Raw genomic sequence first — 10,686 nt, 5'->3', positions numbered from 1 at the left:
GTGGGCTCATCGGCCGATCCGGTTAGCGTCGAATTTGAATATGCGGCTGCCGCGGGGCGGGCCCGCGAGGCTCCGGGCCGGGAGGCCCGGAGCTCGATGGAAAAGGCCTACTCGACGGGCTTAACGGTATCCGTCGGCGGCTTCAGGTTGCCCCAGAAAGCGGGGTTGTCGACATTCTCCTTGGTGATCGCCGCGCCTGGGATCTTGATGTTCGGGCCCCAGGCTTCCTTGGTCACCACCGACTTCAGGCCGAGCACGTCATATTCTCCGGTCTTGATCTCCTGCTTGTTGACGACCTTGTCCATGAACATGGCGACGGCCGCGGCCTGGGCGTAGAGCGGCTGTTCGACTTCGACGTTGAGCCAACCCTTGCGGATAAGGTCGAGGCCGACCGGCGCGCCGTTCGAGCTCATCATCATCACGTCGCCCGGCTTCTTACCGGCAGCCTCCAGCGAAGCAACGCCCGCGACCGAAAGATGCGCGGCGTGGCTGAAGATCAGGTCGATGTCGGGATTGGCCAAGATCTGGTCGGCGACGATGGTGCCGGCGTTGCTCGCCTCCCACTGCATGGCGGGCAGCGAGATGATCTTGACGTCCGGAAACGCCTTCATCTTCTCCTCGAAACCCTTCTGGATGTCGAGCGTGTAGGGATCGCCGGGATCGCCGAGCACCTGCAGGATCTTGCCCTTGACCGAGCCATGCTTGGCCTTCAGCAGCGCTTCGGCCTGCTCCGCCGCAATGTGGCCGATCTCGACCGTGCCGGCGACCGATGTGAAGTCGGATGGCGTGGCGGTGATCTGGCGGTCGAACTCGACCACAGGGATGCCGGCCGCGCGGGCGGCTTCAACGGATGGCTTCAACGCATTGAAATCGACCGCGGCGAGGATGATCGCCTTCGGCTTCAGCGCGATCACGTCGTTCATCTGCGATTGCTGCGCGTCGGTCTTGTTGTCGGCGTTCAGTGTCTTCATCTCGTAGCCGACCTGTTTCAGGAACAGTTCCAGCGCGCTCACCGAGCCGGTCTGGAATTCGTCGAGCAAGGTCGGCACCAGGTAGTAGACGGTACCCTTGGACTGGGCGAATGCCGGCGTGAGCGTGGCAATGGCCAGGGCCAGGATACCGAAGACAGAAAGTAGCATTCGCTTCATGTCGTTCGCTCCTCTTTTCGCCGGACCCCTCATTTGTCCCTCAGCCCGCCGGTCCGGCACCGGCGAGCGTTTCCCCGGTGATCATGTTGATCACCGCATCGGGACTTGTCTTGTTGCGGGCAACGTCGCCCGCCACGACGCCCTGGCGGATCACCACGATCCGGTCGGCGACCTGGAAGGCCTGCTGCATGATGTGGGTGATGATGACGACGCCGATGCCTTGGCTCGCCACCTTGCGGATCATGTCGAGGCCGCGGCGCGTCTGCTCGACGCCGAGCGCGGCGAAGGGCTCGTCGAGCAGCACCAGCTTGCCGCCCCAATGAACGAAACGGTTGAGCTCGATCGCCTGCCGCTGGCCGCCCGAGAGGTGCTCGACCTTGGTGCGCATCGAGGGAATGCGGGTGCCGGCATTGGCCAGCGCCTTCGCCACTACTGACTCCATGGCGCGCTCGTCGAGCACCGGAACGCCCAGCACCTTGCGGGTGATCTCGCGGCCCATGAAGAAGTTGGCCACCACGTCGACATTGGTGCAGAGCGAGAGGTCCTGGTAGACGGTCTCGATGCCGGCGGCCTTGGCCTCGGCGGGGGTTTTGGCGAGGAACTCCTTGCCTTCGAACAGCATGCGACCCGAGGTCGGCTCGAGTCCGCCGGCAATGATCTTGACCAGCGTCGACTTGCCGGCGCCGTTGTCGCCGAGCAGCGCCACCACCTCGCCGCGCGCGATCGAGAAGCTGATGCCCCTCAGCGCCCGGATGGCGCCGTAATTCTTGGTGACGTTGTCAAGGACCAGCAGGGGTTCGCTCATGCCGCGATGTCTCCGCCGTTCAGAAGGTCGCCTTCGCGCTGCCGCTTGGCGGTGAAGATCTGGCCGAAGCGCGGCGAAAGCACGCCGGAAACGGCAAGTGCCGCGGCGCCGCGCAACACGGCATGCTGCCCGCCCTGCGCCACGAGGATGCGCGGCGCGGCGCGATCCTTGCGAGCCGAAACCGAATTGTGCAGCGGCTCCGCCAATGCAGCCAGGCGTTCGAGCAACTGAGGCGAGGCGAGGCCCCCAAGCACGATCGTCTCGGGGTCGAAAAGGTTCTCGATGACTGCGACGGCGTTGCGGAAGATCGGAGCGACTTCGGCCACCCATCCGGCGTCGTTGCCGTTCCAGCGGCCGCGCGCCTCGAGCGACAGATAGCGTTCGAGGCAGCCCCGGTTGCCGCAGGGGCAAAGCTCGCCTTCCGGAACGACGGGGATGTGTCCGATCTCGCCGGCATTGCCCCAGGCCCCGCGCAGCACGCCGCCGTCATGCACCATGGCGCCGCCAAGCCCGACGCTGAAATATAGATAATAGTAGTCGGATCGCTGGAGGCCGAGGCCGTAGAGGCGTTCCCCCATGGCCGCCGCCGCCATATCGGTCTCGAAGAAGGCGGGCAGGCCGGTCGCGGCGGCAAGGCGCTCGCGCAGCGGCACGCCTTTCCAGCCGGCCATTGTGGTCGGTCCGACGAAGCTCATGGACTCGACGCCGAACGGGCCGGGAAGCGCCATGCCGACGCCGATGACCCGTCCTCCGGCCCGGCGCCCGGTCAGATCGACAACCATGGCGCCGATCGTCTCGAAGGCGAGATCGGGCGTCGGGCTCGGCGCTTCGCGATGGACGCTCTCGATCACGTCGCCGCTCAGGTTGATGAGTGCGGCGTCTATCCCCAGCGGGGTGAGGTGGATGCCGACGGCATAGCCGCCTTCCGGGTTGATGCGCAGCGTGGCCGGCGGCTGGCCGCGGCCCTTCGGTTCCTCGCGGACCGACAGTATATAACCCTGTTCCTCCAACTCGCGCACGATAGTCGAGACCGTCTGAACGGTGAGCCCGACGTGCTGCGCGATGTCGCCGCGGGCGATCGGACCGAAGCGGCGGATGGATTCGAGCACGATGCGCCGGTTGTATGGCCGCCCGAACTCCTGATTGGTTCCCCGCAACGCCATGGCTTGCGCTCCTGACGGACACAAGGTTCGCAGAGAAGATTTATTCAGTCAAATGGAATTCAAAAATAATTTGCCCGGCTCTCGAGGAGAGCAAGTTTCCCTGCGGCCCCGGCGCTTGCGACCCGGGCAATGTGCGGAAAGCTAGTATCTGATGACGCGACGCTCGATCAGCACGACGATGCAGAAAAGCGCGATCGACAGCGACGAGGACAGCACGATCGCGGCGTAGAGCCGGTCGGATTGATAGTTGAACGTCGCCTGGATGATCAGCGCGCCGAGGCCTTTGTCCGAGCCGATCCATTCGCCGACGATGGCGCCGATTACCGCAGTGGCCGAGGCGATGCGCAGCGAGGAGAACAGCATCGGCAAGGCGCGGGGCAGGCGCAGAGCCCAGAAGATCTCCGAGCGTGTCGCCGACAGCACGCGGAACAGCTCGTGTTCGTTGTCGCTTGCCGAATCCAGGCCTCGGATCATGTTCACCAGGGTCGGGAAGAAGCAGATCACGGCGGCGATGACGATCTTTGGCGTCATGCCGAGGCCGAAGATCAGGATGATGATCGGCGACAGCGCCAGGATCGGAATGGTGTTGAAGAACAGCACGATCGGGAAATAGGCGGCCTGCAGGATGCGGCTGTGCACGAAGACCACGGCAAGCAGCACGGCGGCGAGATTGCCGATGACGAAGCCCGCCAGCGCCTCGATCAGCGTCGGTCTGAGATTGTCGATGAGCAGGGCGAAATTCTTCTGGAAGACGCCGAAGATCGCCGTCGGCGTCGGCACGATATAGGCCGGCACGCCGAGCAGCGGCAGGAGATACTGCCAGGCAATCAGGATCGACGCCGCGCCCAGAACCGGAAGCGCAATCGCCATTTGCGGGGCAAGCGGCGCCGGTCTCACGATGCGCGCTCCAGCGCTGCACGCAACTCGGCCATGGCGCCGACGATCGCCGCATCCTCGCGCTTGCAGCGGTTGCCTTCCTGCTTGAAGGGCCGCAGGTCGAGGTCCTTCACCACCCGTCCCGGATTGGCAGCCAGCACAATGACGCGCTCGCCGAGATAGGCGGCTTCGGCGATCGAATGGGTGACGAAAAGGATCGTTGTGCCGGTGCGCCGCCAGAGCGTCAGCAATTCGTCGTTGAGGCGATCGCGCGTGATCTCGTCCAGCGCGCCGAACGGCTCGTCCATCAGAAGCAGCCTGGGCTCGCCAAGCAGGGCGCGCGCGATGGCGACGCGCTGACGCTGGCCCCCCGAAAGCTGATGCGGCAGGCGTTCACCGAGTCCGCCAAGCCCCATCAGCTCCAGCAGTTCGCTGCTGCGGTCATCGATCTTGCGTGTGAGGCTGCGCTGGCCGACGCCGAGCGGCAGGCGCACATTGTCGCGCACCGTGCGCCAGGGCAGCAGGGTGGAATCCTGGAAGACGAAGCCGACGTCGCGGCGCGAGCGCACCGCGTGCGGTGTGGCCCCAAGCACGCTGATCGTGCCGTCCAGCGGGTCGAGCAGGTCCGCCACCACGCGAAGTAAGGTCGACTTGCCGCAGCCCGACGGGCCGAGGATCGACAGGAAGGAGCCGGCCGCGACCGTGAGGTCGAGGCCGGACAGCACCTTGACGACCTTCTGCCGGCCGCCATAGCCGACATCGAGCTTCTGCGCTTCGATGGCGTTCGGCATCAGGCCGCGGGCGCGTCGAGCTTGGGCCGGTCCGCGGCCGAAAGCTCCAGGATCTTCGTGGTGTAGACATCTTTGGCGGCCGGGCGTCCGTTCGGGTACTGGCCGACCTTGTCGAGCAGCGTCAATTGCTCCTCGATGGAGGCAGGGTCGAACGTGCCCCAGCCATCTTTGGCGGTCGCGCCGTCGAAGGAGAGTTTCAGCACCAGGTTGACGGTCTTCTCTTCCCAGCCGAGATCCATCTCCGGATACGCGGCGACCATCTTCTTCACCGCTTCCTGGGGGTTGGCGTGAACCCAGCCCCAGCCCTTGCCGACCGCGCCGACGAACTTCGCCAGTGTGTCGGGGTCCTTCTCGATCGCCGCGTCGGTCGCGAAATAGACGTCGGCGTAGGAAGCGAGGCCGAGGTCGCGCACCAGGAGATCGATGCGGTCCTCGCCGACCACGCTCAGCGCCTGGGTGTTGGTGATCCAGCCGCCGATGGCGTCGACGTCACCGCGCACCAGAGGCGCCTTGTCGAAGCCGACATTGACGATGGTGACTTCCGAGGGGTCGATACCGTTCTTGGCCAGGATCTCATCGATGACGAAGCGCGCGGTCGGCTGGATGCCGATCTTCTTGCCCTTGAGGTCGGCAACATTGCGGATTGGCTTTCCCGGTTTCGAGGTCAGCGCATAGGGGCCGGTGCGGAAGCCGCAGGCGATGATTCTGATCGGCACGCCGCTGGCGCGCGCCGCATAAAGCTGCGGCGTTTCCGAGAACTGGCCGAGCTGCGCGGCGCCGGAGATCACCGGCGGCACGGTCGAGGCATTGGGGCCGCCAGGGCTGAACTCCACCTCGAGCCCGGCATCCTTGAAATAGCCGTTGGCGACGGCCGCGATGTCACCGATCTGGCCATTGGACATCAGCCAGTCATACTGGATGACGACCTTGCCGGCGGCCCTGGCGCCCGGCGTCAACACCAATTGCATACCGGCTGACGCGGCTGCGACCGCTGCGAGGCCGCCCTTCACGAAAGCGCGGCGGTTCAATTCGTAGTCTTGGCTCCCACTCATTTTTCGCTCCTGTTGCAGACTTCTTGTCTCTTCTTTCCAAGCGCCGCTCCCTCGGCGCGGCGTCGCTACGGCTGTTGGTCGTGGTAGTCGCCAGGGCCGCCGTCGAGCCAGGCGTAAAGCTCCCAAAGCGTGTCGTCCGGATCGGTGAAATAGGCGCAGCGCGCATTCCAGACGTAGTTTTCGGGCGGTCCATAGAAGGGCACGCCCTTGGCGCTCAATTCGCCGTGCAGCCGGTCGATCTCGGCCGGCGATCCGAGCTGGACGGCGACGCAAACCTTGTGCGCTTGGCGCGGCGATCTCTGGTTCGAGACGCCGGTGTGTCGGTTGATGTGGTCGAGCTCCCAGGCGGCGAGCGTCACGCCCTCGCCATGGAAATCGGCAAAGCCTTCGGCACGCCGACGCAGCCGGAAGCCGAGTTTCCCGACATAGAAGTCGACCGTACGCTCGATATTTTCCACCAGCAGGCAGACGTCGGAGATGCGGGTGAGGTTGGCCGGCATGATTATTTCGTCCCGCCGGTCTTGGAGAGTGGCAGCTTCACGCCGACGCGGTTCGCAGCGCCGATGATGTGCGTACGCATTGCTGCTTCTGCCGCCGCCGGATCGCCCGCCACTAGCGCCTCATAGATGCGCACATGTTCGCCGACATTGATCTCGACGAGATCGTGCAGCGGGTTGGTTAAGCGGGCATAGTGGATCGACTGGCGGATCTGCTCGCAGACAAAAGAGATGAAGGTGTGGATGTAGCTGTTGCCGGTCGCCCGCGCGATCTCGCGGTGGAATAGCAGGTCGGCGTCGATGCTGCCTTCTTCCCAGCGCTCCTCGCCGCCCATGCGGTCGAGCGCCGCCTTGATCGAATCGAGATGCTCCTGCCCGCGCCGCGCCGCGGCGAGCGCCGCCGACTCGGCCTCGAGGATGCAACGCAGCTCGAACAGCCGCTCCATATTGTGGGTGTCCTTGAGCGCCTCGCGGTCGATGCGGATCGCCGCCCTTTGCTGGGGCGCCAGCACGAAGGCGCCGATGCCTTGCCGCGCCTCGATCATGCCGTCCGCCCTCAACTGGGCAATCGCCTCGCGCACCACATTGCGGCTGACGCCGAACTTCTCGGAAAGCTCCTGCTCGGTCGGCAGCCGCGCGCCGGGATTCAACTCGCCGGATTCGATCTCGCGGCTGAGGAAGGCCGCGACCCGGTGCGGCAGGGTCTCGACGGTGCCGATGGCGGCCAGTCTCTGCTTCATAAAAAACGCTCCGTCGAGGGCAGCAGGCAGCCGGGGTTCATCACCCCTTTAGGGTCGAGCGCAGTCTTCAGCGCGGCAGCCATGCGGCGATGCGCCGGCGAAAGCCCGGCCCAGAATTCTCGGGCACGGCTGCGGCCGATGCCGTGCTCGGCGCTGATCGAGCCGCCGAGCCTGACGGCGATGTCGTAGAGTCCCGCCGTGATTTCCTCGCCGCGCGCCCGGGCTTCGCCATCAGCGAGATCGAGCGGCGGCAGCACATTGAAATGGATGTTGCCGTCGCCGGCATGGCCATAGGCCAGTGCAATCCAGCCCGGATGTTCGGTGGCGACGAAGCGGCGGGCGCGCTCGACAAGGGCAGGGATATCGGAAATGCGCACCGAGAGATCGGTGCGCACGTGGTAGCCGCGCTTCGCCTGGCCCTCGACCAGTCCCTCGCGGATCGCCCAGAAGGCCTTAGCCTGCGCGTTGCTGGTCGCGAGGACTGCGTCGGCTACCAGGCCGCCTTCGAGCGCATCGGTTAGAAAACTGGCGAGCACGCCGTTGAGGTCGATGGTCGGTCCGGAGGACAATTCGATCAGCGCATGGACGGGTGCTGCGACAGGCGCCGTCATTCCAGGATCGACCAGCCGGGCCAAATCGATGCATTCCGAGCCGATGATCTCGAAGGCGGAAATCAGATCGGAGCAGGCGCGTCGCGCTCGGTTGAAGAGGCCGATGGCCGCTTCGAACGAGATGAGGCCGAGATAGGCGGTCTCGACACGGGCAGGCTTCGGGAACAGCTTGACCTCCACACCGGTAATGATGCCGAGCGTGCCCTCGGAGCCGATGAACAGCTGCTTCAGGTCATAACCGCTGTTGTTCTTGCGCAGCCCGGAAAAGCCGTTCCACAGCTCGCCATCGGCCAGAACAACCTCCAGCCCCAGGATCAGGTCGCGCGCCATGCCGTAGCGCAGCACGTTGACGCCGCCGGCATTGGTCGCGGCATTGCCGCCGATCTGGCAACTGCCTTGTGCGCCGAGCGCCAGTGGGAACAGGCAATCTTCGGCCTCGCTTGCCTCTTTGATCGTCTGCAGCACGCAGCCTGCGTCCGCCTGAAGTGTGAAGTTCGCGCGATCGATCCGGCGGATGGCGTTCAGCCGCTCCAGGCTGACGACTACACCGCCGGTGGTGGTGCCATCGATGGCGCCCGAAACCAAGCCGGTGTTGCCGCCCTGTGGAATGACGCCGAGTCCCAACTCGCTGCACAGACGCATCAGCACCTGCACCTCCGCAACCGACGCGGGGCGCAGTACGGCCAGCGCGCTGCCTCGATAGTCGCCGGCCCAATCGCCGAGATACTTCGCCATTCCAGCAGTGTCGGCAGTGAGACCGCTCGGCCCCACTGCGTCTTCGAGGACGCTGAGGATATCCGGTGAGAGGCTGCGAACGGTCATCAGCGGCGCAATCGGTGAGGCGATAGGGTGATGTATATCATCCTACAACTTGGATTGAGTCAATCCGAAGCGAGGCGCTGCCCAGGCAAAACGGTGGATAAATCTGGAGGGACCTCGGGTCGGCCGCGAGGCGTGCGCTAAAGGTACTGCGCGACCTTCTTGCCGACGGCGAGGAAGCGCAGCGGGTCGACCGCCTCGCCGTTGTGGCGCACCTCGTAGTGGAGATGCGGACCGGTCGAGCGGCCGCTGCTGCCGGTCTTGCCGATCACGTCGCCGGCGGCGAGCTTCTGGCCGACAGTCACGTCGATCTCGCTGAGGTGGCCATAGCGCGTCGCAAAGCCGTTGCCGTGGTCGACCTCGACCATGCGGCCGTAGCCGCCGTTCCAGCCGGCCTTGGTGACGACGCCGGCAGCGGTGACCTTCGCCGGCATGCCGATCGGCGCCCTGAAATCCATTCCCGTATGCAGGGCGGCCGTGCCGAGGATCGGGTCGGTGCGCACTCCGAACGGGCTGGTCACAGTATGACCCGGCGCGGGATTGCTGAGCGGCAGCTTGCGCGCCTCTTTCTTGACTTGATCCAGCGCATCAAGCGCTTCATCCAGCTCTTTGACTTTGCTGTCGAAGATCATTGAGGAATCGAGCGGCACCAGCGGCCCGCCGACATCGTTCTTGTCGAGCTCCGTGTCGACCGGCAGCCCGGCGGCTTGCAGTGCCTGCGAGATCGCGTCCGCGTTGCGATAAGCGTTGTCCGCAAGCGTGGTGATGCGGGTGAGCTGCTGGTTCTCGATGGCCTTGAGCGAAGCGTTGATCGACACGAAGAGCTTGTCGGCGCGATCCGCTGACGTTTCGTTGTCGAGCGGGTCCGAGCGTGTCGACCACAGGGAGAATGGCCTCGTGTCGCCGGCGCCCAACGACGCGACGGAGTAGGTCGGGACCTGCGAAAGGCCGCCGGTGATCTCGGCGTGCTCGTCGGGTTTCGTCGCTGCGGCATTGGCTGCGGCGGGCACATCGCCGACCTCGCTCTCGGCGCGTTCGAGGATCGGCCCGAGCCGGCCGTGGCGCTGGCTGAGCTGGGTCTGCCTGGCCAGCAACTCGCCGACCTTGGTCTCCATGAGCTGCTGGTCGAGAAGCTGGCGGCTGGTGATGCGATCGACCTGGGCGCGAAGCGCGGAGATGCGATCCTCATAGGCCTGCTGCATGCGCGCCTGCCTGGCCGTGGTGGCGCCGATCAGGTCATCGCGCAGCACCAGGTAGGAGGTGGCGAGCAGATAGCCGATGGCGATCGCCGCAAGCGCCGACCCGATGAAGGCGGCGAGCCACGGGCGGATGGTGAAATGCCGGATCTCGTTGCCCCGGGCGATAATGACCGTATGGGGCTCCTTGCGCCTGCCGAAGACCGCTGACTGACCGTTTGAATTCACGGGACCAAGCTTTCGTTACGACTCCAACGACAGCTCGATTACACATTATTAGGGTTAACAAAGCTTTGCTGGCCCCGATGTCGGCATAACCAAATCCCGCAACGCGGGTGGCAGGGTGCAGGGAAGGAGGCCAGCAAATCGCGGAAGCTTTGGGTCTGCCCCGCTTCAGAGCGCGCGCACCGCCTCCAGCACCTCTTCGGCATGGCCCTTGACGCGCACCTTGCGCCAGATGCGGGCGATGCGTCCGTCCTGGCCGATCAGGAAGGTGGCGCGCTCGACACCCATGTACTTGCGGCCGTACATCGTCTTCTCGACCCACAGATGATAGGCCTCGATCGCCTTGCGCTCCTCGTCTGCGACGAGATCGAGGGTGAGATCGTATTTCGCCTTGAATTTGTCGTGTTTCTTGACGCTATCGGGGGACAGCCCGATGACCACGGCGCCGACCTTCTCGAATTCCGGCTTCAGCTGCGAGAAGCCGATCGCTTCGTTGGTGCAGCTTGTGGTGTCGTCCTGCGGATAAAAGTAGAGTACGACAGGTTTTCCCCGGATCGCGGCGAGGCTCAGGGAGCCGCCGCCGTCGCGCGGAAGATCGAATTGCGGCGCAACGTCGCCCACGTCGAGTTCAGCCATGTCGATGCCCTTGTTTGCGGTTACGCGCGGATCGAGCATCGATATAACGTGAGGCGGGGATTCGTCCACGACGAGTACGTTTACAACGGAATATTGCTTGGATCAGGAGCGACCGCAGCACGAGAAG

The 10,686-nt window shown here is 64.9% G+C and carries 11 protein-coding genes; all 11 read right to left on the bottom strand.

What is annotated here, in order from left to right:
• Positions 1 to 107: 107 nt before the first annotated feature.
• Positions 108 to 1,148: a sugar ABC transporter substrate-binding protein gene (locus tag EOA60_RS06185; RefSeq protein ID WP_128311141.1), complete on the bottom strand. Its 1,041-nt coding sequence runs from the start codon at positions 1,146 to 1,148 to the stop codon at positions 108 to 110.
• A gap of 40 nt (positions 1,149 to 1,188) precedes the next feature.
• The gene (locus EOA60_RS06180; protein ID WP_095825243.1) at positions 1,189 to 1,953 is read right to left on the bottom strand and encodes an ATP-binding cassette domain-containing protein; all 765 of its coding nucleotides are present in this window, start codon (positions 1,951 to 1,953) and stop codon (positions 1,189 to 1,191) included.
• Positions 1,950 to 3,116, bottom strand: coding sequence for an ROK family transcriptional regulator (locus tag EOA60_RS06175; protein WP_095825244.1), 1,167 nt, complete (start codon positions 3,114 to 3,116; stop codon positions 1,950 to 1,952). Before EOA60_RS06175 ends, EOA60_RS06180 begins: the two co-directional genes overlap by 4 nt.
• A gap of 141 nt (positions 3,117 to 3,257) precedes the next feature.
• Positions 3,258 to 4,013 (bottom strand): ABC transporter permease, encoded by a 756-nt coding sequence (locus tag EOA60_RS06170; RefSeq protein ID WP_067328257.1) that lies wholly within the window; start codon positions 4,011 to 4,013, stop codon positions 3,258 to 3,260.
• Positions 4,010 to 4,783 carry an ATP-binding cassette domain-containing protein gene (locus tag EOA60_RS06165; RefSeq protein ID WP_095780639.1) on the bottom strand — a complete coding sequence of 258 codons (774 nt, stop codon included), beginning with the start codon at positions 4,781 to 4,783 and terminating at the stop codon, positions 4,010 to 4,012. The genes EOA60_RS06170 and EOA60_RS06165 overlap by 4 nt, the downstream gene beginning before the upstream one ends.
• Positions 4,783 to 5,835 (bottom strand): ABC transporter substrate-binding protein, encoded by a 1,053-nt coding sequence (locus EOA60_RS06160; RefSeq protein ID WP_179293649.1) that lies wholly within the window; start codon positions 5,833 to 5,835, stop codon positions 4,783 to 4,785. The genes EOA60_RS06165 and EOA60_RS06160 overlap by 1 nt, the downstream gene beginning before the upstream one ends.
• A gap of 65 nt (positions 5,836 to 5,900) precedes the next feature.
• Positions 5,901 to 6,335 (bottom strand): VOC family protein, encoded by a 435-nt coding sequence (locus EOA60_RS06155; RefSeq protein WP_067328264.1) that lies wholly within the window; start codon positions 6,333 to 6,335, stop codon positions 5,901 to 5,903.
• Positions 6,336 to 6,337: 2 nt separating this feature from the next.
• Positions 6,338 to 7,072, bottom strand: coding sequence for a FadR/GntR family transcriptional regulator (locus EOA60_RS06150; protein WP_067328267.1), 735 nt, complete (start codon positions 7,070 to 7,072; stop codon positions 6,338 to 6,340).
• Positions 7,069 to 8,505, bottom strand: coding sequence for an FAD-binding oxidoreductase (locus EOA60_RS06145; protein ID WP_067328269.1), 1,437 nt, complete (start codon positions 8,503 to 8,505; stop codon positions 7,069 to 7,071). The genes EOA60_RS06150 and EOA60_RS06145 overlap by 4 nt, the downstream gene beginning before the upstream one ends.
• Positions 8,506 to 8,642: 137 nt before the next feature.
• The gene (locus EOA60_RS06140) at positions 8,643 to 9,926 is read right to left on the bottom strand and encodes a M23 family metallopeptidase (protein ID WP_095800860.1); all 1,284 of its coding nucleotides are present in this window, start codon (positions 9,924 to 9,926) and stop codon (positions 8,643 to 8,645) included.
• 165 nt (positions 9,927 to 10,091) lie between these two features.
• The gene (locus tag EOA60_RS06135; RefSeq protein ID WP_095825338.1) at positions 10,092 to 10,559 is read right to left on the bottom strand and encodes a peroxiredoxin; all 468 of its coding nucleotides are present in this window, start codon (positions 10,557 to 10,559) and stop codon (positions 10,092 to 10,094) included.
• Positions 10,560 to 10,686: the final 127 nt, after the last annotated feature.

The sequence above is a fragment of the Mesorhizobium sp. M1A.F.Ca.IN.020.06.1.1 genome (genome assembly GCF_004023265.1).
Taxonomy (GTDB): domain Bacteria; phylum Pseudomonadota; class Alphaproteobacteria; order Rhizobiales; family Rhizobiaceae; genus Mesorhizobium.
Note: the sequence above shows the minus strand (reverse complement) of the source record. Positions and strands in the feature narration are given on the sequence as shown.

What these genes read in the sequence shown, in the direction of transcription:
- EOA60_RS06185 (WP_128311141.1), bottom strand. Translation starts at nt 1,148, where the DNA reads ATGAAGCGAATGCTACTTTCTGTCTTCGGTATCCTGGCCCTGGCCATT.
- EOA60_RS06180 (WP_095825243.1), bottom strand. Translation starts at nt 1,953, where the DNA reads ATGAGCGAACCCCTGCTGGTCCTTGACAACGTCACCAAGAATTACGGC.
- EOA60_RS06175 (WP_095825244.1), bottom strand. Translation starts at nt 3,116, where the DNA reads ATGGCGTTGCGGGGAACCAATCAGGAGTTCGGGCGGCCATACAACCGG.
- EOA60_RS06165 (WP_095780639.1), bottom strand. Translation starts at nt 4,783, where the DNA reads ATGCCGAACGCCATCGAAGCGCAGAAGCTCGATGTCGGCTATGGCGGC.
- EOA60_RS06160 (WP_179293649.1), bottom strand. Translation starts at nt 5,835, where the DNA reads ATGAGTGGGAGCCAAGACTACGAATTGAACCGCCGCGCTTTCGTGAAG.
- EOA60_RS06155 (WP_067328264.1), bottom strand. Translation starts at nt 6,335, where the DNA reads ATGCCGGCCAACCTCACCCGCATCTCCGACGTCTGCCTGCTGGTGGAA.
- EOA60_RS06150 (WP_067328267.1), bottom strand. Translation starts at nt 7,072, where the DNA reads ATGAAGCAGAGACTGGCCGCCATCGGCACCGTCGAGACCCTGCCGCAC.
- EOA60_RS06145 (WP_067328269.1), bottom strand. Translation starts at nt 8,505, where the DNA reads ATGACCGTTCGCAGCCTCTCACCGGATATCCTCAGCGTCCTCGAAGAC.
- EOA60_RS06135 (WP_095825338.1), bottom strand. Translation starts at nt 10,559, where the DNA reads ATGGCTGAACTCGACGTGGGCGACGTTGCGCCGCAATTCGATCTTCCG.